The organism is Pseudarthrobacter sp. NCCP-2145 (assembly GCF_023708005.1).
GTDB classification, from domain to species: domain Bacteria; phylum Actinomycetota; class Actinomycetes; order Actinomycetales; family Micrococcaceae; genus Arthrobacter; species Arthrobacter oxydans.
On record NZ_BRCG01000003.1, the window covers coordinates 51,900 to 76,317 of the forward strand.

At 64.0% G+C, this 24,418-nt stretch carries 18 protein-coding genes and 2 pseudogenes; 6 read left to right on the top strand and 14 right to left on the bottom strand.

All coding sequences use genetic code 11. The annotated features are described in order from the left end of the window. Window positions 1–76: 76 nt before the first annotated feature. Window positions 77–535, top strand: a complete 459-nt coding sequence (locus tag NFU08_RS03235; RefSeq protein ID WP_251420705.1) for an SRPBCC domain-containing protein — start codon at window positions 77–79, stop codon at window positions 533–535. Window positions 536–588: 53 nt separating this feature from the next. Here the strand turns inward: NFU08_RS03235 and NFU08_RS03240 are convergent. Continuing rightward, window positions 589–1,572, bottom strand: a pseudogene (locus tag NFU08_RS03240) (DUF4113 domain-containing protein); the annotation flags it as partial. A gap of 56 nt (window positions 1,573–1,628) precedes the next feature. Between NFU08_RS03240 and NFU08_RS03245 the strand changes: the two are divergent. Genes NFU08_RS03245 through NFU08_RS03260 form a run of 4 tightly spaced genes read left to right on the top strand, consistent with a single transcriptional unit; the run spans window position 1,629 to window position 7,511 of the window. Then, the gene (locus tag NFU08_RS03245; RefSeq protein ID WP_251420707.1) at window positions 1,629–3,167 is read left to right on the top strand and encodes a site-specific integrase; all 1,539 of its coding nucleotides are present in this window, start codon (window positions 1,629–1,631) and stop codon (window positions 3,165–3,167) included. Continuing rightward, window positions 3,164–5,008 carry a hypothetical protein gene (locus tag NFU08_RS03250; protein WP_251420709.1) on the top strand — a complete coding sequence of 615 codons (1,845 nt, stop codon included), beginning with the start codon at window positions 3,164–3,166 and terminating at the stop codon, window positions 5,006–5,008. The genes NFU08_RS03245 and NFU08_RS03250 overlap by 4 nt, the downstream gene beginning before the upstream one ends. Then, entirely contained in the window at window positions 5,005–7,113 is a 2,109-nt protein-coding gene (locus NFU08_RS03255; protein ID WP_251420711.1) for a hypothetical protein, read from the top strand. The genes NFU08_RS03250 and NFU08_RS03255 overlap by 4 nt, the downstream gene beginning before the upstream one ends. After that, on the top strand, window positions 7,110–7,511 hold the full coding sequence (locus tag NFU08_RS03260) for a hypothetical protein (protein WP_251420713.1): 402 nt from the start codon (window positions 7,110–7,112) through the stop codon (window positions 7,509–7,511). The genes NFU08_RS03255 and NFU08_RS03260 overlap by 4 nt, the downstream gene beginning before the upstream one ends. Window positions 7,512–7,618: 107 nt before the next feature. On the opposite strand, the gene araA is transcribed toward NFU08_RS03260, so the two are convergent. The 13 genes and pseudogenes from araA to NFU08_RS03325 form a co-directional block, all read right to left on the bottom strand. Continuing rightward, window positions 7,619–9,139, bottom strand: a complete 1,521-nt coding sequence (gene araA / locus NFU08_RS03265; RefSeq protein WP_251420715.1) for an L-arabinose isomerase — start codon at window positions 9,137–9,139, stop codon at window positions 7,619–7,621. A gap of 33 nt (window positions 9,140–9,172) precedes the next feature. Next, window positions 9,173–9,883, bottom strand: a complete 711-nt coding sequence (locus tag NFU08_RS03270; RefSeq protein WP_251420718.1) for an L-ribulose-5-phosphate 4-epimerase — start codon at window positions 9,881–9,883, stop codon at window positions 9,173–9,175. Further along, window positions 9,880–11,580: a ribulokinase gene (araB, locus tag NFU08_RS03275; protein ID WP_251420720.1), complete on the bottom strand. Its 1,701-nt coding sequence runs from the start codon at window positions 11,578–11,580 to the stop codon at window positions 9,880–9,882. The genes NFU08_RS03270 and araB overlap by 4 nt, the downstream gene beginning before the upstream one ends. A gap of 67 nt (window positions 11,581–11,647) precedes the next feature. After that, a complete protein-coding gene (locus tag NFU08_RS03280) occupies window positions 11,648–11,881 on the bottom strand; it encodes a GntR family transcriptional regulator (RefSeq protein WP_174179721.1) in 234 nt (77 codons plus the stop codon). Window positions 11,882–11,993: 112 nt separating this feature from the next. Beyond that, on the bottom strand, window positions 11,994–12,863 hold the full coding sequence (locus NFU08_RS03285; protein ID WP_251420722.1) for a carbohydrate ABC transporter permease: 870 nt from the start codon (window positions 12,861–12,863) through the stop codon (window positions 11,994–11,996). Further along, entirely contained in the window at window positions 12,863–13,798 is a 936-nt protein-coding gene (locus NFU08_RS03290; protein WP_174179717.1) for a carbohydrate ABC transporter permease, read from the bottom strand. The genes NFU08_RS03285 and NFU08_RS03290 overlap by 1 nt, the downstream gene beginning before the upstream one ends. Window positions 13,799–13,894: 96 nt before the next feature. Continuing rightward, window positions 13,895–15,160 (bottom strand): ABC transporter substrate-binding protein, encoded by a 1,266-nt coding sequence (locus NFU08_RS03295; protein ID WP_251420723.1) that lies wholly within the window; start codon window positions 15,158–15,160, stop codon window positions 13,895–13,897. A 44-nt stretch (window positions 15,161–15,204) separates the two neighbouring features. Next, window positions 15,205–17,385 carry a glycoside hydrolase family 36 protein gene (locus NFU08_RS03300; protein WP_251420725.1) on the bottom strand — a complete coding sequence of 727 codons (2,181 nt, stop codon included), beginning with the start codon at window positions 17,383–17,385 and terminating at the stop codon, window positions 15,205–15,207. Window positions 17,386–17,532: 147 nt separating this feature from the next. Further along, a complete protein-coding gene (locus NFU08_RS03305) occupies window positions 17,533–18,663 on the bottom strand; it encodes a LacI family DNA-binding transcriptional regulator (RefSeq protein WP_251420727.1) in 1,131 nt (376 codons plus the stop codon). Between the two features lie 491 nt (window positions 18,664–19,154). Continuing rightward, window positions 19,155–19,463: pseudogene (locus NFU08_RS03310) on the bottom strand (DNA polymerase V subunit UmuC); the annotation flags it as partial. A gap of 42 nt (window positions 19,464–19,505) precedes the next feature. Beyond that, complete coding sequence (locus tag NFU08_RS03315; RefSeq protein ID WP_251420729.1) at window positions 19,506–19,937, bottom strand: LexA family transcriptional regulator; 432 nt, start codon at window positions 19,935–19,937, stop codon at window positions 19,506–19,508. 181 nt (window positions 19,938–20,118) lie between these two features. Next, window positions 20,119–21,075, bottom strand: a complete 957-nt coding sequence (locus NFU08_RS03320) for a polysaccharide deacetylase (protein ID WP_174179709.1) — start codon at window positions 21,073–21,075, stop codon at window positions 20,119–20,121. A 16-nt stretch (window positions 21,076–21,091) separates the two neighbouring features. Beyond that, on the bottom strand, window positions 21,092–22,624 hold the full coding sequence (locus tag NFU08_RS03325) for a cytosine permease (RefSeq protein WP_251420731.1): 1,533 nt from the start codon (window positions 22,622–22,624) through the stop codon (window positions 21,092–21,094). A gap of 109 nt (window positions 22,625–22,733) precedes the next feature. Here NFU08_RS03325 and NFU08_RS03330 point away from each other — a divergent pair, with 109 nt between their 5' ends. Next, window positions 22,734–24,284, top strand: coding sequence for a PucR family transcriptional regulator (locus NFU08_RS03330; protein ID WP_251420732.1), 1,551 nt, complete (start codon window positions 22,734–22,736; stop codon window positions 24,282–24,284). Window positions 24,285–24,418: the final 134 nt, after the last annotated feature.

Consider the following 24,418-nt stretch of genomic DNA (forward strand, 5'->3'; position numbering starts at 1 on the left):
CCCGCGGCAATGAATCCCATAGGTTGCCGGTCATTGGGGCCTGTTTCCGGGTCCTGATGCCGACGTACGATCAGGCATGGAAAAGTTGAAATTTGAGGTGGATATCAACGCTCCCGCCGGGACCGTCTGGGCCACGATGCTCGACGATGCCACCTACCGGGAATGGACGAGTGCCTTCAGCGAGACAGGTTCCTTCTATGAGGGCGACTGGAACACGGGCAGCGAGATTCGATTCCTCGGCCCGGACGGTGAGGGGTCCGTGGGAGGGATGATCGCAACAGTTGAGGAATGCAGGCCGAACGAGTTCGTGTCCCTGCGGTATCTCGGCCAGATCGTCCGCGGTGTGGATGACACGACCAGTGATGCTGCGCAGGAATTCATCGGAGCCCACGAAAACTATTCGTTCACCGAAGCCGACGGCGTAACGAAAGTCGAGGTCGAGGTTGAGAGCGTGGAGGACTGGGCGGCCATGCTGAACGAAACGTGGCCCGTGGCCCTCGCCAAACTCAAGGACCTCGCCGAAGCGCGGGCCTGACCTAGTTGCCCTCGGCGGCCCTGGACCTCCGTGCGGCTCAGTCAAACGGCCGTTTAGGCAGCTTTCACCAGCGGAAGCTCGTCCCAGTGGGTGGTGTACCTGGGGGACCGCATGTTCCGTTTCATGGTCCAGTCCAGGCCCGACTTGATGCCGGCGTGCCCCAGGCCGATGGAGCCGCGTCCGAAGCGGCTGCCCACGTCCTCCAGCAGGGTGCCGATGTGGCGTTCCTCGTGCCGGTTCTCGAACAGCTCCAGCGGGGACTGGTTGCCGGTAGGCCGCAGGTCCGTCAGCATGAGCCCCACTTTGACGTACTTCAGGCCATCGCGGATGTTGGGCAGCAGGGCGTGCGCCGCCCGGGTGAGCAGGAGCGGGTCGGCGGTTGGCATCGGCAACGGGACGCACACGGACGGATAGGCCTGCTCCTGCCCGCTGAAGGGCGAGGTGCCGGCGAATGCGGTGAGGACTTTCGCCTGCAGCCCGTGCTTGGCCAGCCGCGCGCTCGCATTCTGGCCGTAGACGCTGAGGACCTGCCGCAGCCCCGCCGCCGTGGTGACCGGGGTGGAGAAGGAACGGGAGAAGATCAGCTGGTCCCGGCCCAGGCGCTCCTCTTCCATGGGGATGCAGGGCGTGCCGTTGAGTTCCAGGACAGTGCGCATCATGACCACGGAGAACTTGTCCCGGATGGCCACGGGGTCGGCGCGGGTGAGGTCCAGGATGGTGTAGATGCCGATGGCGTTCAGGCGCCTGGTCAGGCGGCCGGCGATGCCCCAGATTTCCTCCACGGACAGGCGCCCCAGCAGCTGCTCCCGCACGGCGGCGGGAACGCTGTCCCAGTGGCATACCCCGCCGAATGCCGGGTTGTTCTTGGCCCATTTGTTGCACAGTTTGGCCAGCGTCTTGGTGGGCGCGATCCCGACGCATACGGGCACGCCCACATTGCGGCGGACGGCATTCTTCATGGTCCTTCCCAGCGCCAGCAGCTGCTCCGGCTTCCCCTTCACTCCGAGGAAGGCCTCGTCGATGCTGTAAATTCTCACACCCCTTCCTGCGTGTTGTACCGGCGCCGTCGCGCACGACCTCTAGCTTCGGATAGATGAGTGAGTCAGTAACCAGAACATGGCACCTGCATTTTGTTCAGGCATTGCCTCAGAAAGCGGCTGACGCACTGCTGGTTCGCGCGCTCGGGCCATTGTCCGATGGACATGGCAACGCAGCAAGGGTCGGGCGACCGTTTCTCCTCGACGGGCGGGGCTCTCCACATGCCGCTGTCAACGCATTTTTTTCAAGCCGCAGAATGCGCAACAGGGCCGCCTCAACCAATCGCAAATATGCATTCGCCCTCCGCGTCTGGATGAACTTCCTTGAGCTTCGCCAAACCGCGTGGGATGCCGCCGCGGACGACGACCTCTTCGACTACAAGTTCTGGCGACGGACAGATGAGAACAATCCACGACGCGTGGCAGGTTCAACCTGGCGCGACGATCTGTCAGCTATTTCCGCCTTTTATGGTTGGGCCGAAGGCTTTCAAGAGACTGCCCTCGCATCTCTCGGCACACCTGATTCCCTTGTCAGGGGCCCACGGGACAGAAGGACCTGGGGCACGCGCCCGGAGTATTCCGCAAAGCGCGGTCGGGCGGGCGCGTCCACGGTCAGGTCTGCCGACGTGAAATGGTTCTCCCCGGGAGCGTTCAGAAGGTGGCGCGATGTGGGGATTCTGGGCATGGCGCCGGACGGGACGGAGAGAATCCGTTGGCGGCCGCGGTCCCTGACACGGGACGCTGCTTTTGTCGACGGACTTCATGGGACTGGGCTGCGCCTTCAGGAATGGGCGAGCGTCCTGGTCAACGAATTGAGGCATCCGTCGGACGAAAACAACTACGTCACTCTCCGTCTGGCGGATGCCTGCGCAAAAGGCGGGCATGGTCGCCCGTACTGGGCCAAGCGTGAGGTGCTCAACAGTGTTTGGAACTACATCGAGACAGAGCGGGCCTCGTCCATTCGCCGTGCCCGCGCTTCGGGAGTATATGAGCGACTTTCCGGCATGCGCATTATTTGCGAGGTCCGTGAGGACGCACTCCTGACTCTCAGTGAACCGGGCCGCCCGTCGAGTTTGTTGGTGCTGAATGACCTGTCGCCCGAAGAAAGACAGTCGCTCTTTGTGCGGACGGCCGAGGGTCTGGAGCCTTTGGCTCTCTGGTTGAACGAGGATGGCCTCCCGCGTGGCAAGCGGAGTTGGTATAAGTGCTTCAACGGGGCCAATCGACGAGTGGCGAGGGCGGGTATCGACCGGTTGCAGTGTCATCCCCATGTGTTGCGCCACAGCTTCGCCCTGCGCTGGTACGCAGTTGGACGGCTGGTGTGGGAACGACGGGCACCAAGCCTCAGCCCTGGCCAAGCTCTCGATTTCCGAGAGCAGTTCGGTGACACCTGGTCTCTGGTCCAAATGATGCTCGGGCACTCCGACGTGAATACAACCAGGGACATCTATCTGGACCCGTTTCGTGGTCTTGATGTGAAGCTACTGCTCGAGCATGGCGTCAACGAGCTGCAGGCCGAGACGCTGTTGCACGTGCTCCGGCCAGACCCGAGAGTCCGTCTTGACGAAGTCAGGCCCGTTGAGGAAAGCCGATGAGGGAGGCTGCACTTCCCAAGGCGGGGTACGCATCCCCTGACAATCATTTCTTGTCGGACGGCCGGACCATCGTGCGCGTTTATCCCGAGGCCGGCCGTGGGTTCAAAGACTTCTCGTTCCACGCCTTGAATGTGGCGCCAGAGCTTCAAACGCTGTTCGCAGAGGGATTCGCGTTGGCGACTGGTCCCGCCGGCACCCGACGCACGATCCCCTCTGCCGCGAACCTCTTCGCGGGAATCAGTATGTTTGTGAAGCTAATGGCCTCCGGCCCGAGGCCGCCCGCCCGGACTGCGGACCTTCGCCCCGTGCACCTGGCGGAGCTGCGCATGCGACACACGGCTTCCGCGGTCAGCGCGCTGCATGCCATTCGGGTCGTACTTCGCTCGAATCCCGACGTGCCGATGCCGTTCAGAAACGCCCTCTTCGCGCCCCTTCCCAACGCGAGACGCTCGACATTGTCCGTTTCTTACACGAAGGCGGAGTTTCGGAGCATCCAATGGGCAGCACGGTCCGACGTCCGCACGGCGTTGCAGCGTATTCGCGCCGGCGAGATCGAGCTCAGTTCATGGCGACAGGAACGCGGTCAGGTCTCAGACGCTTCGGACCGTCCGGGAGGCCCGGAACGCAGCCGGGACCGAGGTGGCGTTCTGAATCATCTGGCATTGTTCGGCGACGTTCCGCGGTACACGTCCGGTGCATCGCGCGGTCACAGCTCCATACGTGGAGCAACGAAAGCCTTCAGTTCACTCTTCCCCACCGCCTCAGAAGTGGCGGCCATGGCCGTGCTGTTCCAGTGCCTGACCGGGCAGAACCTATCCACCATTTGTAACTTGACGACGCGGTACAGCCGCGCGGACGGCGACTGGCAGGGCGAGACCAAGGTGCTGATCACCCGCGGTTCCAAACCCCGGCGCGGGCCAATGAAAGCCGAAATGGACTTTCCCCTCACATCAATTCCGGCCTGGATCGAGCCACACCAATTTGAGGATGAGAAGGACGACTACGGGTCCCCGTTCGGCCTCTACATGATTGCCGAGGAGCTGTGCCGCCGCGCCCGCCAGCTCGCATCCACAGACGCACTGCTGGTCGGGCACTGGAACCAACAACGAGCCAGCACCACAAATGGCCTGGGCTTTCGGCAGATAACCGACATCAACTGCACGAGCCTATGGAAAGGCTGGACCGACAAGGACGGCAAGCGGCAACGCATGGACAGCAAGCGCCTCCGACGCACCTTCCTTGAACTTCACCAGCGTCCCGTGGCGCACACCGCTGGCACCCTGGCGGACACGTACTTGTCCCGCGACGCTGGATCCCTCGACGCAAACCAGGGGGTTGTCCAACGCGTCCTGGAGACCGAGGTAGAGCGCATCACGTCAGGGAGAATCGCCCTCGCCCTGACCCAGCGCGATGTCGAGCAGGCAGCCACTGACGCGACCGGAGTCGCCCAGCGGTTCGGGATTCCGGTCGAGACACTGCGAACCCTTCTGGAGGGCCGGCTTGAAACGGTGGCAACGTCCTGCATCGACAATAAGAACGGACCCGCAACGGAACCGGGAAAGCCGTGCACGGCATCCTTTCTGCTCTGTCTGGGCTGTGCAAATGCCCGGTCCGAACCGCGGCAGGTCCCGATTCAGGCATTGCTCCGCCAGCGGCTGGAGGCGCTTCGGGATGAGCTTCCACCCCAACGCTGGCAGCAGCTCTACGGCACGGCCGCCGAACAACTCGATGACCTACTCAAACAACAGCGGGCCGACATTGCAGTGGCTGCATCCCGGGCGACCAGCGAGGACGCAGCCCTCGTCGAAGCACTGTTAGACGGAAGGCTTGAACTGCGGTGACTCATCACGCAGCCGCACAAAGCGGGCGGCTCCTCGAGGAAAACCCGCTTGTGCTCACCAACCGGCCGGTCCGGCCAGATGTAGATCCCTCCCGGTTGTCCCGGTTCGCCGACGATAGATGGGACTTGACCCCAGGCATTTTTGAAGACCACGGCACCAAGGTGAGTCTGACCTTCGAGGCCTTTCCGTCCAGGTGGCGGTTGGCAGTAAAAGAATACTTTTGGTCTCTGATCAACGACGACACAGCCAGGTCCCTGCCGGCGGCGCAACTGGGGAAACGCGTTTCACTACGGACGATCAGTTTCGCGCGGACTCCGCTGGCAAAGGTCCTGACCTGGGCCGAAGATCACGGACTGACCTCACTGGAGGAGCTTTCGGCAGCCAAACTCGACCTCATGCTGGACCACATCTCGGCACTCGATGTGAGTTACCTCTCCAAAGGACAAATGATCAGCGAGACCCGCCGGCTATGGGCCTACCGCGACGTGGTCCCCGAGGTGCTCCGCTTGCCGGAACCTCAACCATGGCTTGGGGAGCTCGCGCGGGATTTGTTCGCCGAACCACAGCACCGATCACGGAACCGCACAGCCAGAATCGATGATGAGACCCTGGTCCCGCTCCTTGGGTGGGCCATGCGGTTCGTCGACGAGTTTTCCGCGGACCTCACTGCATCCTTTCGTGAATACTGCCTCCTGCTTCAGCAGGAGGACCGGTATCGTGCACCGGGCATTGGCCGGTGGGCGCCTCCCGGAACGCGACGGGAGAGACTACGGCACGTCCTGGACGAACTTGCCCGCGACGGCAAGAAACTGCCGGGCCGTTCCCGCGAGGACGGCAGCCGCGAAATCCGCTGGCAGCACCTTGGCAGGCTCACCTACTCGACGGGGCATGAACACTCGCGGCATGACCGGGATCTGATCCACGAATCGGGTCTCGAGATTGACGACAACGTCTACCTGGGAACGCCATGTGAAGGGATGGTTGACGGTGAACCATGGCGAACAAGGCCCATACCCTTCGATGACGCAACCAATCTCGCACAGCATCTCGCCACCGCGTGCTTCATAGTTATCGCGTATCTGTCCGGCATGCGGCCCGGGGAGGTGCTGAGCCTCGAGCGTGGTTGTGTTGAACACCATGAACCCACCGGACGGTGGTCAGTCACCGGAGTGCGGTGGAAAGGCGCGCGGACCGATGGCTGCGCCAAGGCGGTCGAGGGTCAACAAAGGGAAATTCCGTGGGTGGTCCATCCGATCGTGGCCCGGGCCATCGATGTACTGACCCGGCTGCACCCCGAGAAGCTTCTCTTCCCGTTGCGTCTTCGTCCCAAACCGGTGCGGGGTCCGGCCGAGCCAGACAATCTCAGGCCGGGCAAGGCCCTCACGACCTCTCAGATCGGCGCCGACATCGTCGAGTTCATTGAATGGGTCAACAAATACTGTGAGGACAACGCGAGGCCCGATTCCATTCCTGCTGACCATCATGGCCGTGTCAGCCCGAGGCGCTTTCGCAGAACTCTCGCCTGGCACATCGTTCGCCAGCCGAGGGGCCTGGTTGCAGCAGCAATCCAGTATGGGCACGTGGCTACGCACATCACCCAGGGGTACGCGGGAACCTACGGCGCGGGCTTCCTGGACGAGCTCGCGCTGGAGCGCTGGCTGGAACGCATCGAAGACGTTGATGAACTGGAAGCCTACCTCGACTCCGGAGGCCAGGTCAGCGGACCAGCGGCGACCGAATTCGAATCGAGAATCCAACGTGCGCAGGCGAAGTTTGCCGGCCGGACAATCCCCACGGGACGCCAGGCCGACAGGCTTCTCCAGGATCCGGTGCTTCAAGTCTTCAAGGGCCGGGGAATGCACTGCGTGTTCAACAAAGCCACAGCCCTGTGCACAAAGGAATCCGAAGAGAAGCCTTCCCTTGGAGAATGTAGAAGCTCATGCTCGAACATTGCGCGAACTGACGGAGACATCCTCGAACTTCGCGCCGACATCGAGTCGCTTCCCGACGATCCACTGGCACCCCCGATTCGGCACCGCCGACTCGAACTCATAAAACAAACCCTGACCGACGCCGTCAAGAACCACGAGGAGCCGAAACGATGAGCGATCAGGACGCACACATCATTCGTGCAGCACTCGAACGGGCCAAAGATGACTTGCTGGAGGGCCGGGTTCCCGGTCCCCTCACAAGCATCAGGCTGGTCGAGGTCGCCGGAGTCAAACGCCACCGCCTCACCCACGACAACAAAGACATCAACGACGAATTTCAGCAGAGAGCGCGCGAATTGAACCGCACAAAGCCTGAAGTCGACGGCGTCCGGGCACAACTCGACGACGAACGCAAACGGAACAAGCGACTGGTCGCAGAACGCGATGCACTCGATAGACGAGTCAACGCCTATGCCACCGCCCTGCACGCCGTGCTTGAGGAGCGCGATCGGCTGACCGCAGCCTTGAAAGGCCAAGAGAACATCCGCGACATCTCAGATCACAGGCGTTAGTTCAGGGTTCCGGAGCATGATCCCATCGCGATGAATCGACCAAATATGAGAGAGTGCTAGGCCGGACTGAACAAGGGAGGACATGGCCGCCTTAGCGCATCTGGCCGCTACAGTCCGCCGGCCAGCTTGTAGTAGGCGGCGTTCCAGGCCAGTTCCTTCTTGAACTGCCGGATGGTGGTGCCCTCGTCGATGGTGAGGAGTTCGGTCTTGGCGATCTCGGCGAAGTCCTCGAAGACCTCCATGCCCACCTGGGTGGAGAGGACGGTGTGGTGGGCGGCGCCGGCGGTGAGCCAGGCGGCGGCGGAGGTGGCGAAATCGGGCTTGGGCGACCAGAGCGCCCGGGCCACCGGCAGGTTCGGCAGCGGCTCGTCGAGATCGACGACGTCGACGGCGTTCGCCACCAGGCGGAACCGGTCGCGCATGTCGGACAGCGCCACGACGACGCCGGCGCCGGCGTCGGCGTCGAAGACCATCCGGACGGGATCTTCCTTGCCGCCGATGCCCAGTGCGTGGATCTCGACGCGCGGCTTCGTGGCGGTCAGGGAGGGGCAGACCTCGAGCATGTGGGCGCCGAGGATCTTCTCCTGGCCGGGAGTGAGGTGGTAGGTGTAGTCCTCCATGAGGGAGGCGCCGCCGGGCAGTCCGGCGCCCATGACCTTGGCGGCCCGGACCAGGATGGCGGTCTTCCAGTCGCCCTCGGCGCCGAAGCCGTAGCCGTCGGCCATGAGCCGCTGGACGGCCATGCCGGGGAGCTGGCGCAGTTCGCCGAGGTCTTCGAAGGAGGTGGTGAACGCGGCCGAGCCGTTCGCCTCCAGGAAGCTGCGGAGACCGAGTTCGATGCGGGCGCTGTAGCGCAGCGACTCGTGGCGGGCGCCGCCCTTTTGAAGTTCGGGGACCACCTCGTACAGGCGCTCGTACTCCGCCACCAGTGCGTCGACGTCGGACTCTGCGGCGCCGTGCACGGCGTCGGCGAGCTCGTTGACGGACCAGGTGTTGACCGAGACGCCGAAGCGCAGCTCGGCCTCGGTCTTGTCGCCTTCGGTGACGGCCACGTTGCGCATGTTGTCCCCGAAACGGGTCAGCTTCAGGGTCCGGACGGCGGCCCAGCCAGCGGAGGCGCGCTGCCAGGCACCCACCTGGCGGGCCACCTCCGGGTTGCTGACATGCCCCACCACGGTCTTCCGCGGCACACCCAGACGGGACTGGATGTAGCCGAATTCGCGGTCGCCGTGCGCGGCCTGGTTGAGGTTCATGAAGTCGAAGTCGATGTCCGCCCAGGGCAGTTCCACGTTGGCCTGGGTGTGCAGGTGCAGCAGCGGCTTGCGGAGCAGGTCCAGGCCCTGAATCCACATCTTCGCCGGGCTGAAGGTGTGCATCCAGGCCGTCACGCCGATCACGGCGTCGTCCGAGTTGGCCTCCAGCGCAGTGCGGCGGATGGCGTCCGAGTCGGTCAGCACGGGCTTCCAGACGAGCTTGACGGGCACGTCGGAGGAAGCGTTCAGGGCGGCGGCGATCTCCTGGGACTGCGCGGCGACCTGTTTCAGCACATCCTCGCCGTAGAGGTGCTGGCTGCCGGTGAGGAACCAGACCTCGTACTGCTCAAGGGACGTGTTGTTGGCGTTGGGCATGTGGGGCTCCTTGGGTAAGCTTGCGGGGCCGATCTAGCGGCCGTAGACGTTTTGGTAGCGGTCGTAGAGGGATTCGATCTTGGCCTGGTCAATGGGCAGCGGATCGCCCAGCTGCCGGGCAATGTGCACGGTGCGGGCCACTTCCTCGCACATCACGGCGGCCTTGACCGCGGATTTCGCGTCCTTGCCGATGGTGAACGGGCCGTGGTTTTGCATGAGGACCGCGGGTGAGTGGGAGTTCTTTAGCGTCTCCACGATGCCCTTCCCGATCGAGTCGTCGCCGATCAGTGCGAACGGGCCCACCGGGATAGGTCCGCCGAATTCGTCGCCCATCATGGTCAGCACGCACGGGATCTCCTCGCCGCGGGCAGCCCACGCGGTGGCGTAAGTGGAATGCGTGTGCACTACTCCGCCGACCTCGGGCATGTGTCGGTAGACGTACGCGTGGGCTGCCGTATCCGATGAGGGAGACAGGTCCGGGTTGCCCCAGGCGGCCGGATTGCCGTCGGCGTCCGAGCTTAGGCGGGCTACGGGCGTTCCGTACAGGTCGGTGACCACCATCTGCTCGGGGGTCAGGTCGTCGTAGGAGACGCCGGAGGGCTTGATGACCATGAGGTCATACCCCGGGATGCGGCCCGAGACGTTGCCCGCGGTCCACACCACCAGTTGATAGCGGGTTAGCTCGGCGTGCAGATCGCAGACTTCGCGCCTGACTTGCGCGATGGTTTCCAGCAGGTCGCTCATGCTCGGGTTCCTGCCGGGACGGTTGCCTCGTGTGCAGTGCGCTGGATTGCCTTGAGGCGGTGCATGACCTCGTTGGTTCCGCGGCCGAAGTAGTCGTGCAGGGTCCGGTATTCCTGGAAAAGGGCTTCGTAGGCTGCGACGTTCTCCGGGATCGGTGTGTAGACCGCGCCGGGGGCGGCTGCCATGGCGGCCGCGGCTTCCCGGATGTCCTTGTATTTCCCGGCGGCCACGGCAGCGTGGATTGCTGAGCCAAGGGCCGGGCCCTGCTCCGAGCCGATCGTGGAAAGCTGCAAGCCCGTGATGTCCGCGTAGACCTGCATCAGGAACGTGTTCTTCAAGAGCCCGCCGGCCACGATGAACTCCTTGACCGGAACTTCGGAATCGCGGAAGGCGTCCACGATGGTGCGCGTGCCGAACGCCGTGGCTTCAAGCAGCGCCCTGTAGGTGTCTTCGGGTTTGGTGGCCAAGGTTTGGCCGATCACCACGCCTGAGAGCTCGTGGTCCACCAGCACGGAGCGGTTGCCCGAATGCCAGTCCAGGGCGAGCAGGCCGTGCTCGCCGATGGCCTGCTTCGACGCGAGTTCGGTGAGGTATTCGTGGATGCCCAAACCCTTTTCGGCTGCGGCCTCGTGGTACTCCGGCGGCACACCGTTCTTGGTGAACCAGCCGAAGATGTCTCCGACGCCGGACTGGCCGGCTTCGTAGCCCCAGAGACCGTCCACGATGCCGCCGTCTACCACGCCGCACATGCCGGGCACTTCGCGGAGGACATCGCCGTTCATCACGTGGCAGGTGGACGTGCCCATGATCGCGACGAGTTGTCCCGGCTGTACTGCGTTGGCAGCCGGGGCGCTGACGTGGGCGTCCACGTTTCCAACCGCCACTGCGATGCCTGCAGGCAGCCCGGTCCAGGCCGCGGCTTCCTCGGTGAGGTAGCCCGCGGCGTCACCCAGACGGCCGACGGTGTGTTCCAGCTTTTCGGACACGAAGCCCTTGAACTCCGGGTTCAATGCTGCGAGGAAGTCCTCTGACGGGTATTCGCCGTCTTGGTAGATGCCCTTGTATCCGGCCGTGCAGGCGTTGCGGACGTACTTGTCGCAGAGCTGCCACACGATCCAATCGGCTGCCTCAACCCAGTGGTCCATCGCGTCGTAGACTTCGGGGTCTTCCTCGAGCAACTGCAGGCCCTTGGCGAACTCCCACTCCGAGGAGATCAGGCCGCCGTAGCGCGGGAGCCAGAACTCGTTGCGCTCTTCGGCGAGCTGGTTGATGCGGTCAGCCTGCGGCTGCGCTGCGTGGTGCCGCCACAGCTTCACGTATGCGTGCGGCCGGTCCGCGAAACGTTCCAGTTCGTTCAGCGGCGTGCCGTCCGCCGCCGTCGGGACCATAGTGCACGCGGTGAAGTCAGTGGCGATGCCCACCACCTCTGCCGGGTCGATTCCGGCGTCGGCGACGGCAGCTGGTACCGCATGGCGCAGGACGTCGCGGTAGTCGTTGGGCACTTGGAGCGCCCAGTCAGCCGGCAGCCGCTTGCCGGTGGAGGGAAGCCGCTCAGAGACGACGGCGTGCGGGTATTCGAAGACGCCGCTGCCCAGCTCGGCGCCATCCGAGACGCGGACGACGACGGCGCGCCCTGACAAGGTGCCATAGTCCACGCCGATCACGTAGCTGGCTGACGGATCCAGTGTTGGCGTCATCTGTATTTCTCCATTCGGAACGGTAGATCAATGTATTAGCGCTAACAACAAATCGGAAGATTTGCCGCTAGGCCACGTAGGTTCCAGACCCTTGCACTCGAACGACGACGTGGTTCTCAGCAAGCAACTGCATGGCCTGGCGGACAGTTCCTGTCGCCACTTTCAGCTCACGTGCCAGCTGGCCTTCGGTCATGAGTTTGGAACCTGCCGGGATGTTGTTTCGCCGCACGTCTGCGCGAATCGCTTCGGCTATCTGGAAATACAGCGGCACCGGAGAGCTCTTGAGGATCTGAATATTCATCAAGGGGACTATCTCCTTTTCGGTGTCTTCTGCCGGTGTGGCATCCGCGGGTTCCAAGGTCCGGCGCTCGTCATCGGTTGCAAGCACAGTGATGTCGTTTGCGGTTGGTGTGTTACTTTTCGGCTCCGGCGAGGGCGCCTTTGACGAAGTACTTTTGGAGGAAGAGGTAGGCGATGAGGATTGGGAGGAGTCCGATGAGCGCGGCGGCGGCTGCGGCGCCGACGTTGTTGCCCTGGGTACCGAAGAAGCTGGCTGCGGCGGGGGCGAGCGTGCGGACTTCGGCTTTGTTCAGGATGTAGGAGCTCATGGCGAACTCGTTCCATACGTTGGTTGATGTGAGGATCACGACGGTCGCGAAGACGGGCTTGAGTGAGGGGAGCACGATGCGTAGGAACGTGGTGGTGAGTCCGGCGCCGTCGATGGCGGCTGCTTCCTCGAGAGAGAGTGGCAGTGTCCGCATGAACTGGGTGAACAGGAACACTGCGAGGGGGAGTTGCAGGGTGGTGAGGACCAGGATGAGGCTGACGTAGGTGTTCAGGAGGCCGAGCTGGGCGAGCATTGTGTAGAGGGGAACGAGGATGCTCAGGGGTGGGACCATGAGCATGCCGAGGATGGCCAGCGAGACGAAACGGTTCAGTTTCGTGCTGCGGCGCGCGAGGGGGTAGGCGGCCATGGCGCCGACGATGCAGGTGAGCGCGGTGCTGACGACGGTGACGATCAGGCCGTTCTCCAGGGCCCAGTCGAGGTGCCCGGAGTCCCAGGCTGTGGCGAAGTTATGGAGTGTTCCGCCGTTCAGGGGTGGGAGCCACAGCGAGGTGGTGTCGGTGACGGGTTTGAAGGCTGTGGTCAGGGCCAGATAGAACGGGGTCACCTGTGTGATCACGGCGATGGCGATGAAGATCCAGCGTCCGAGTTGTCCGGCTTGGGAGGTGCGCCGGACGCGTGGTGAAGCGGTCCGTTTCGGTGCGATTGTGGTGGCCATCAGAGGTCCTTTCCGGTGCGGTCCATGCGCGCGACGAGGAAGATTGAGACCACGGCGATCAGCACGAAAAGCGCGACGCCCATGGCGGAGGCGTAGCCGGCGGCCTGCTGGCCGAAGTAGCTGCGTGCAATCAGGGTCGACACTGAGTGTGAGGAGTATCCGGGGCCGCCGGCCGTGAGGACCTGGATGACGTCGTAGAGCTTGAGCCCGCCGATGAGGTTGATGATCACGCTGGAAATGATGGCCGGTCGCAGCAGGGGCAGGGTGATGGACCGGAAGAGGCGCAGTCCGCGGGCGCCGTCTACTTCAGCGGCCTCGGTGATTTCCTGGCCGATGCCTTGGAGGCCGGCGAGGTAGATGACCATTGAGATGCCGACGAATTGAAGCGTGTTAATGAGCACGACGATGGTGACCGTTCCGGGGCCGGTGGAGAGCCAGGCGATCCGGTCGAATCCGACCGAGACGAGGATGTCGTTCAGGGCGCCGCGGTCGTACTGGAAGAGGAAGTAGTACATCATGGTCATCACGACGGGCGAGACGAGAACGGGCAGGTAGATCAGGGCCCGGGCGAAGGCCTTGCTGCGGCCGGCGCCGTCGAGGGCGACGGCGAGCCCGAGGCCGAGGACCTGCTGCAGCACCGTGCAGCCGATGCCGTAGATGAGCGTGTTGACCAGCGCGGTCTGGAACGTCGCGTCGGTGAAGAGCCGCGCGAAATTATCGAGTCCAACGAAGGCCTTGGTGGGGGAGTATCCGTCCCAGTTCGTGAATGCGAGTCCGATGCCCTGGACAAGCGGGTAGAGCATGAAGATGGCGACCATGGCGATCGCAGGCACATACATCAGGTTCATTGACCCGCCACGGCGCCGCCGCGGCCGGCGTTCTTTGTGGGATTCGACCCCCTTGGTGGTCCGGGGGAGGGTGGTTTGTTGGCTCATGTCTCTTGCTTTCGCGAGGTTTTGGATCGGCGGTGCCGATGGGTAATGCGGATGGGGGCCTGCCGGTTGGTTCGTGGGCAGGCCCCCTTTTTTGGGCTATTTCTGGCCGTACAGTGTGGCGAACTGGTTCTTCATCTGGGCGACGGCGCCAGCGACGTCGGATTGTCCGGAGATCACGGAGTCGGTGGTCGCGACCATCGTGTTCCACGAGCCGTTCGGAAGGTACACGCGGTCGAAGTATGGCTTGACCGGGGTCGATCCGCTGGTGACGTACTTGTCGTAGCTGGCGGTGAGCTTGCCGAAGTCGACCTTGACGTCCACAAGGCCTGCCGCGGCGCCGTTCGCTTCGGCAAGGGCAGTTGCGTTCGCCGGCTGGGCGAGGAAGTCAAGGAACGCCAAGGCGTTGTCTTTGTGGCTGCTGGTCTTGGAGACCCCGAACGAGTCGATGCCTTCGCCGCCGATCAGGTACGGGGTATCGCCGTTGGTGGGCGGCAGCGGGATGAAACCGACGTTGGCGTCCGGGTTGTAGGTCCGGGCCGAGGCGAGGATGTTGTTGTTGTAGATCTCGAAGCCGGCCGTTCCGTTGGCGAGGGCGCGGGCCATGTCATCTTCCGAAGCGGAAGAGTAGTCCTTGTTGAACCAGCCCTTGCTCTGCCAGGACTTCACCCGGTCGAGGACCTTGGTGTAAGCGGAGGTGACGAAAGTGCCCTCCTTCATCTGGGTGAGTTCGGCGTCCGTGAACGAGTCTGCGGCCAGGTAGTCGGCCATGTGGCCGGCCGGGCCTTGGGCCTTGCCGCTGGAAAAGATCGGCGTGCTTCCCTTGGCTGCAACCGCCGCTGCTGCGGCATCGAAAGCGTCCCATGTGGTGATTGTGGCCGGGTCGATGCCGGCCTTGTCAAGGACGTCCTTGTTGTATGCGATGCCGGCCGTGTCGAAGGCGCCGGGGAAGGCGTAAATCTGGCCGTCACTGTCACGCATCGCGGAGTCCAGGCCCGGGTTGACCTTTGATGCCCATGGCCGGTCGGTGAGCGGTTCCAGGAACTTGCTGTAGCGCAGCAGGGACCAGCCGTGGGTGGTGAAGATATCGGGGATGTCACCGGAGGCGAGCTTGACCTTCATCTGGTCCTCGTAGTCCGTTGACGCCGCTGTCATCTTCACGGAGATACCCTTCTCCTCCTTGAACTTGGCGATGAGGTCCGTCATCGCCTTGTACTGGGGAGTGTCGGTGCCGCCGTTGAGGAACAGCTGAACCTCATCACTGCCGGAGGAGGTGCCGCGGTCGCATCCGGTTGCGCTGACAAGGAGGGCAGCGACACCGAGAGCCGCGATTGCCGCCCGTGCCGTTTTCCGAGAAAGCTTCATTGCTTGTCCTTCGTGGTTGGGTTACTGCAGATGGGTTGGAGGAGTTAGCCGCGCGGGATCGTGTAGACCCGTGCGGTGGCACCGCTGATGCCGGGTCGCATCAGAACGGTGTTGCCCGGGCCGTCGGTAACGTCCCAGGGGGCGAGGGTGCGGGGGTAGATTTCAACGAGTTGCCCGGCGTGGACACCGTCGCCCAGGTCCAGCGAGATTTCAGAGTTCTCATCGCCGCGGTTCCAGATGTAGAGGAGGTCAGCCTCGGGACCGGAGAGCGTCAGCGCGATGGTGTCGGCGTACCACTGGGGAAGACCGGCAGGCCAGCTCGGAGTGGACGCGGCGATGTTGTCGCGGATCACTTTGAATTGCCTGTAGGCATCGTGCACGAGCTCAAGCTGATCCGGGTTCATCCGGTTGAGATAGCCGGAAGCGTAGAGCCGGCCGCTGAGGCCGGTGACCATGGTGAAGGCGATCTCCTCCTGGGTCATCCACGACTGTGGATAGGCCCAGTTGCCCGCCTGCTCAGGGAGCATTTGCACCGGTGCGCCTGCGGCGATCGCCGGGTAAAGGCGGAAGTCCTCCTGGTCGGAGGTGGACTGGAAGTCGAACAGTTCCAGCATGGCGAAGTCGGCCCGCATGGCACCGGAACTGCAGTTCTCGAAGACCACGTTGGGGTAGCGGCGGCGGAGCCCGGCGAACCAGTCGAGATGGGCGCGGTTGTGCCCGAGCAGGCCCGCGCCGACTGAGAAGGCTTCGAAGTCCGTGCCCGGCCCGGGGGTCACGTTGTAGTCCAGCTTGAAGAAGTCGATGCCGAACGTCGTGATGAGCCGGTCGAATGTCGTGTCCAGGTGCGCGCGGGCAGCGGGGTGGCGCAGGTCAAGGAAGTAGCGTTTATGCTCTGTGACGCGGTGCCCATGGCGCTGCAGAAAAGCACCGTCCGGGAGTTGCTGGGCGACCGGGCTGTCGACGCCGATGACTTCAGGCTCCAGCCAGATCCCGACTCCCATACCGGCATCCCGGATCGCCGAAACCACCCGTGCCAGTCCGCCGTCGGGAAAGCGCCGGGCCGAAGGAAGCCACTCGCCGACAGAGGGCCACCAATCGCCGGCCGCCGTGTCGTCGTACCAGCCGGCGTCAATGCAGAAGCACTCGGCGCCGGCGGCCGCCGCTTCCTGGATAAGAGGGAGCAGCTTCTCGGTCGTCGGGTCGCCGTTAATCGTGTTCATGTAGTCGTTGAAGACCAGTAGTGAACTAGTGTCGGCATTCTGGTGGCGGCGCAACCACCGACGATGGCGGGTGAGCTCTGCGATGACGCCCACGAACCCGTCCCCGCTGACGGCAAACGACACCGGCACCGACGTGAACGCTTCGCCTGGTGCAAGTTTGTGCGACCAGTGGTGATCGAGATCCTCCGGGCCGAGCAGGACGAGGGCCACGGAGTCCTCATCCTCGCGGACGTTATCAACCTCCCAGCGCCACCCCCCATTGTGTTCGATCTGCCACGCAAAGGACCGTCCTGTGGCCTTGTTCTCAAGGGCGCCGGTCGGCAGGGCACGTGCCGTGGACCAGGTAGAGGTGCTGACCTTCTCAACGCCACCACGACCGGGCTGGTTCATGTTGGCCGAGTTGAAATCGGCAAGGTTTTTCTGGCTCCACAACGCCTGGGTCGTCCAGCGGAATTCCGCCAACTGCTCGCCAGTACCGGAGTGCAGCAGCAGGTCCTTCGTCGATTCGCCAGGATAGACGAACGCCCCGGCCGAAAAGGAACTGACCGCCTCAAGGATCACTGGAGTGGCCGATGTGTTCACGACAGTCGTCTTCACGCGGGCGGCTGCCAGCGCGGGCGACGCGGTGAACGTCGTCGTCACCTCCAACCCCGTATGCGGGTCCCGCTGCACGACCTCCAGTTCGGCGGCTCCGTCGTGGACGCTCTCGGCGTGGCTTGCGTAGCGAAGGCGGGAACCCACCCCGGTGTTGGTGAAGCGCGTCGTTGTCCGGGCACGGCCGTCGCCCGTTGCGATGAGTTCGACAATCGGCTGCATGGTACGCGCCACCGCGGAATCCGTGTCACTGACGCCGCTCAGGATCACCGGCAGATCGGTGTCGGCGGTGAAGGTCAGGCGCATTTGGCCCGTGGTCCACTCGAAGCGGAACGGGAGCGGGGCAACGGATTCTTCCGCTTCCTGCTCTGCCACAACCGTGGTGGTTGGCGAGGTCTGCGTGTTGTCCAAACGATGCTCCTTTGCGTCGATCCGCCTAATGCAAGCGTTGATCAAATCCGATTGAAGAACAGCATATGTCCTGACATGAAGTCATGCAAGCGTTGATCATTTTTTAATTGCAAGAAGTTTTCGGGCCGGTTTCGTCCCGCAGGGTGTTCAGACAGCGGGTGTGGGAGGTGCCGTGCTTTCCCTGATGACAAGTCCGTAAGACGGCATGCCGGCCGTGCGGTGCGGCTCTTCGAGTTCCATCAGCAGTTCCAGTGCCGCCACGCCGGCCCAATCAAAATCAAGCCGGTAGGTGGTCAGGGCCGGAACCCAAGCCGCCGCCAGAGGCTCGTCGTCGATCCCTGCGACGCTGATGTCTTCCGGGACCCGCTTGCCCGCTTCGTGGATGCTGCGCATCACGGCGAACGCGAGCTCGTCGTTGGCGCAAAAGATCGCTGTTACGTCGGGGTCGCGCGCCAAGGCCGCGCCTGCCTCGCGGGCGGCAGTGATTGACCAGTCGGTTCTATGGACTTCAGGGACGGAGGCGCCCGCATCAATCAGCGCCTGGCGCCAGGCCGCTTCGCGGATATGTGGTTCCCCGCCGCGGCTTGGGGCGGCGACGTGATGAACTGTCCGGTGGCCAAGCGCGAGCAAGTGATTCGTGACCTCGTACGCCGCCCTCCTGTCATCGACGCGCACATGGGGTACGTCGATGTCGGTTTGGTCGCCATGTATCACCGTGGAGATGGGCAAGGTACCCAGGCTGTCCTTCAGGCGCGCGTCGTAAGTGGTGTAGTCAAGGACGACGACCCCGACGATAGGCTGACCAAGCAGCAGATCCAGAGCCGAGGTGGCGTTTTGCAGGTCTGCAGGGTCGAGGGCGACAATGGCAACGAGGTAGCCGGCCTGGCGTGCCCGGCTTTCGATGTTGGCCAGCATTCGCGTGTAGCCATGCAATGCGGTGTCACGCGTGATGACGCCGACAATCGGCTGCCGCCCCTGCACGAGTGCGCGGGCCGCACCGTTCGGCCGGTAGCCGAGCTTTTTCATCGCGGCCCGGACACGATCCTTCGTCACATCGCGCACCGGAATGTTGCCGGTCAGGACGCGGGAGACGGTAGGCTGCGAAACGCCGGCAACGCGTGCGACATCGGCAATCGTCGGCGGCCTCTTGCGCTCACCAGACATCCCCGTTCCAAAGTCACGCTGGAAAAGTGGCCGTGCTGATTCGTCGGGCGATGGGGCGTCGGCCTGTTGTTCAGGCGCCACCTCAACCAGGCCATGAATACGTTGATCATCCACAACACCAATCATCGCTCATGCAACTGAAATGCGGGTAATTCACGAAGACATTCCGAGAGTCGAGCACTGTTTCATCCGCCGTGTGGATAGCTTGAGCCAGATGCGGCACGCAAAAGGCAGGACGCGGTGGCACGCAACTAGACTCACCAAGCCGCTCCGGAAAACGGCACCGATCAACTACACCTACGTCTCCAATGACCACCGCCTGACTACCTTAGAGGCAAAACAGTCCGCAGTGGCCCTGTACTAAACCTCTTGCGGCAGCTGTTGTAGAACGCCGTCTTGCCCTCCAGAAGGGAACCTCGAAGGGTTGCCTGGAGGATCTTGTTGCGCTGCTCCAAGGCGACTTTCGCCTTCCACGAGTGCGGCCACAGCCTCCTCCCTGATTTCCCGCGGCCTGGGCGGCGTCCTAATTAGCATCTGATCCAGAAGAAAGTCGAAGCCCTTGAGCGTCCCCGAGGCCTCCAACAACAGCTTTGTGGATACAGAATGTAAACCTCCAGCCACGCGGAGTACCTGCCGAGCAGCTCCATGACCCGGGCGCTGATGTCGCCATAGAGCTCGTAGTTGCTGGATTTGGCCACCAGTCCCCATTCCTTCGCGCGGGGTGCGAGTTTGAACCACGGCTCGCCGGTGGCAATGCCCAGGGCCTTCGCCTCGGGGGAGCGGGTGACGGCGCAGCCGTCGTTGTTCGAAAGGACCACCAGCGGCCTGCCCTCCAGCGAGGGATCGAAGGCACGCTCCGCCGAGGCGTAGAAACAGTTCACGTCTACGTGGGCGATCTGCGGCATCTGCCGCATGGGGACGGTTTTGCTCATCGGCAGGCACCCGGACGCCGCCGGCTAGACATGGTGCAGGCACCTCGTGGCCACGCCCCAGATGGTCAGCTCCGAGAGGGCAGGCACTCTGATGTCCGGATACTTTGGATTCTCCGCCTGCAGCACCACGCCTGTGGCTGTAAGGCGCAGGCGCTTCACCGTCAGCTCCCCGTCCAGCACGGCAATCACCACCGAGCCGTCCCGGGGTTCCAGTGCCCTGTTGACGATCAGCTCATCACCGTCGCTGATGCCCGCGCGCTCCATGGAGTCTCCTGTCACGCGGACCACGAACGTGCTGGTGATGTCCTTGATCAGGTGGGCGTTCAGGTCGATCCGGCCATCGAAGTAGTCCTGCGCCGGCGAAGGAAACCCTGCGGCGACGGGAACCGGGGCAATCAGCACTGACAACAACGAGGCGCCCGCATGTATCACGCGGGGACCGATAATAACGCCCACAACACACCTTTATTCGAATATATGTTCGATTACTTCAGTGTAGACCCTGGCCCTGACAATGCCACCCCCGGAGTATCTGGCGTCCCTGCCTCCGGGTGCTTCACTGTGAGGCAGCCACCTTAAAAAGCAGAGTGGTGCTGCCCGGCTGGGCAGCGCCACTCTGCGTCTGGTTGTGGTTAGGTCAGCCGGCGACGGCGGGCCGTGACTCCCGGACCACCGACGGCGTGAACTTCGCCCCGGTATCCGGGAAGGAGGGCACCTGGATGCGGGCGTGGGTGTGGACTTCCTGAACCGTCCGCCGGGTGTGCTCCGCGATCTCTTCCATGGTGGCCACCCACATGCCGTCCATTCCCTTGACCCGTTCAATCAGCTGTTCCAGGGCTACAGCCTTGGAAGGCCGGCCGGAGATGAAGGGATGGTTGGTCAGGACGAAGCAGCTGCCCTGCGCATGGTGCGCCTCCGCCTCCAGCGTCCACATTTCCAGGACCTTCGCCGGGCTCTCGATGACGCCGCTGCCGGTGACGCCCGGGTAGAACGCGTACTGCTCCCAGTCGTCCAGCGCCCAGTCCACCGGAATCTCCACAATGTCCCGGGAGTCGCCCGGGGCGACGCTGAAGCGGTAGGGGGCATCGCCGTCGAGCAGGCTTGAATCGTAGAGGAAGCCGCGGTCCGCCAGGAGCGCCGGGGAGTGCCAGTTCAGTTCCCACCACGGCGCCCGGTAGCCCACCGGTTCCACCCCGGCTGCCTTGGCCAGCGCCTCCAGGCCGCGGTCGATGTAACGTGCCTCCGTCTCGGCGTCGATACCCTGCATGGGCTCGTGCAGGTAGCCGTGGTGGGCCACCTCATGCCCCGCGTCCACGATGCGCCGGACCGTGTCCGGATAGCACTCGGCGGTGAAGCCGGGGACGAAGAACGTGGCACGGATGTCCTGCCGCTGGAGGATCTGCAGCAGCCGGGGGACTGCCACCTTGGGCCCGTAGGACTGGTGGGTCATCAGGGACATCCGGCTGGTGCTCTTGGGATCGTGGGCGATGGTGCAGGATTCGGCGTCGACGTCGAAGGTGAAGGAGGCTGCCGCCTGCTTGCCCTCGGGCCAGGTGATCGGGTGGGCGGAATCGGGGAATGCGTCAATGGTCATGTCAGGTGTTCCTAGGTTAGAGGCCGGCCGGGGCGCTGGGCCGGGCAGGGATTCCGGCCAGGGCCGGGGAGGGCTGGGCGTCGGCGCCGGCAGCCGGAGCGGATTCGAGGAACTTGCGGTGGACCCTCGGGCCCAGGATGGCGTAGCTCGTGGCGCTCGCCAGCCCGCCGGCCAGCCAGGACAGGTCCCAGCCGCCCAGGGCCACGGCGATGGGGCCCTGCATGGCGGGAACGAGGCCGTACATAAACAGCCAGGTGGCGAAGATGCCGACCAGGAGGGAGGTGACTCCCGCCCAGTTGACGCCGGGCAGCCGCTTGGTCCCGACGCCGTCGAACAGCCGTGCGGGGTTGCCGGGCCAGCGCTTCTCGATCCAGAAGTAGTGCACCAGCATCACGCCGCCCCAGGCGGCCACCCAGGCCACCAGTCCGATGAGCCAGGCGTCCAGCACCGCTGCGAAGTCCTCCTGGAAGATGAAGAAGACGACGGCGATGAGCGAGAAGACGCCGACGAACAGGTTCAGCTTGCGGCGGCTGATGGTGATGTCCAGTGACTGGGTGGCCACCGAAAAGGTGTAGATGTTCAGGATGTTGGTGGCGATGGGGCCGTGCAGCACCATCAGCAGGACGGGCAGGGCGAGGACGCCGAAGTTCTGGACGATGAGCTTCCCGGGATCGATTTCACCGCTGTTGGTGGCCAGGCTCGCACCCAGCACGCCGAGCCAGACGACCGGGATGAACTGGCCCAGGACGGACGCCAGGTAGACCTTCTTCTTGGGGACCTCGGTGCTGACGAAGCGGGAGTAATCGGCGGCGTACGTGAACCAGGTGATGCCCCAGCCGATGCCGATGGCCGTCATGACGGCGCTCATGGCCGCGATCCGCTCGGAGCCTTCCAGGATGTTGCCCGCGGGGCCGGCGTAGGCCCAGTCGATCTTCATGCCGAACCAGGCAACAGCGGACATAACGGCCAGAATGATGATGGTGGGCGGGACGGTCCACTTTTCAAAGGCGGCGATCGCCTTGTAGCCAAACCAGGCGATGGCCACCTGGGTGGCCATGATGGCCGTTGCGACGCCGATCTTCCAGGCGTAGTTCTGCGCCGTGGGATCCACCCAGCCGAGCGTTCCGAACAGCGCCATCACCAGGTCCAGGATGATCCAGGTGTTGACGGCGCACCAGCCGATCACCAGGAGGGCCTGGATGCTTGCGGGGAGGTAGTTTCCGCGCCGGCCGAAGGCTGCCCGGGCCAGAACCATGCCGGTGGCGCCGGTCTTCTGGCCCAGCAGGACGAAGCAGCCAAAGAGCAGCATGCCGATCAGGTTGCCGAGGACCAGGACGATGACGGTATCCGCGAAACCCAGCCCCAGGTGGATTCCGAGGGCGCCCAATACCCAGTTGATGGGGGCCAGGTTGGCGCCGGCCCAGATCCAGAACTGGCCTGAAACCTTGTGCGTGCGCTGGGACTCGGGAATGGGCTGGAGCCAGGCTTCGCAGTCCTCGGCCGGCGCCATTGCCGGCCCAGACTGCTTCGTGGAGAGGTTGTCTTGCATGGGGAAAGCCTCCAGTAAGTGAAAGGGATAGATCCAGATTATGTGGCTCATGCCACAACCACCACATACAATGTGTCGTGAAGATTCACCTTCTACTTGACGGAGTGTCATGCCCATACGGCTGCAGGATGTTTTGAAACATTCCACCCTCACCCCGGCGGACCCCGTAATACGCGCGGCGGCGGCGATTGCGGCCCAAACGCAGCTGCGCTGGATCCACTCCAGTGAAGTTTTGGACATCGCACCGTTACTTGGCGGCGGAGAACTGCTGCTCACCGGCGGCCAGGCCCTGGCCGCGGCAACGGACAAGCGGCGCATCGGCTACATCTGGGAGCTGGCGGAGCGTGGAGTAGCTGCATTGGCCATCGAGACGGGCGTGGCCCTGCCGTCCATTCCGTCCTCCATGGTGGGAGCAGCCGAAGCCGCAGGGCTTCCCCTGATCGAGCTGCGCAAGGTGGTGCCCTTCGTAGGCGTGATGGAGGCCATCAACTCGTTGCTGGTGAGCGAATCTGCCGCGCACCTGCAGCAGGCTGACCGGGCAAGCCATGCCATGGCGGTGGAGCTGGCCCACGGCGGCAGCCTTGACCGGATCCTGGCCGTCCTCGCCGACGCCACCGGCGCGGAAGTTGTCCTGACATCCAACGCGGGTGCTCCGCTGGCAAGCGCACTGCCTGCCGGCCATGCCGCGGATGCCGGGCCTGCTCCGGCGGGGGACGCCGACCAGGACCGGGCACGCACTACCCATATTGATGTGTCCGTACGGGGCATACCGTCGGCGCGACTAAGCCTCCACACGCTGGAGGGAGGAGACATGAACCTGGCAAGGATTGCCGGGAACCGGTCAGTGGACATTCTGGCGCTGGCCCTGCTGCAGCGCATGCCGCCCGGCCTGAAGGAGATGGCGGGTGCCGCGCTGATCCGCGCCGTTGATTCCGGTACGCAGAACTGGAGGCTCCAACAGCTCGCACCGGCTGCGGGGATTCCCCCGGCCGCGCAGCTGGTGGCGGTTGTGATCCGTTCCCCCGGCTCCCGGCAGCTCCGAACCACGGTGGAACAGCTGCTGGACCGGGTGGGCCGGCACAGTGCCAGCTATGCGGATAACGAGGAGCTGCTGGCGCTTGCGGCGTTGCGGACCGGTAAGGCGCAGGAGGACAGGAGCGAGATCCTGGCCGGGCTCCGGACGCTCGAGCTGCCCGAGGGCAGCATCAGCGCGGTAGGCCCGGTGGCCGCCGGGATTTCGTCGGCACCCTGGTCGCTGGCAGAGGCGCGGCTGACGCTGGATATTGGAGCCCGTGATGAGCTGCGCCCGTCCGGGGCGCGGCTGGCCGGTGGAGCGCTCGACGCGGAGGCGTTTGCGGTGGAACGGATGGCCTTCCATGCCCTGGATGCGGCCAGGCGCGAGGACTTTGTCCGCCAGCAGTTGGGGTCCGTCCTTGACTACGATGCGCAGCGCCGCTCGCAGTTGGCCGAGACGCTGCGGGTATGGGTGGACTCCGGCTGCAACACCGCACAGGCTGCGCGGGAGCTGCACCTGGAGCGGCAGTCCATGCACCAGCGGCTGCAACGGATCTTCTCCCTGTGCGGCGGCGACCCCCGCAGCACCGGCCGCCTTGCCGCCCTCCACCTGGCCAGCCGCCTCGCCGCCCTGCACTCCGACTAGGCCCCAACCCTCTCTTCCTTAATGCCCCTTCCCCGGCGATCCTCTCTCACCTAACGTCGGGTTCCGGGAAACCCTCTCGCAGTTAATGCGCGTTTTGGGCGGACGCTCTCTCACCCCTCGGAAACCTAACCGCG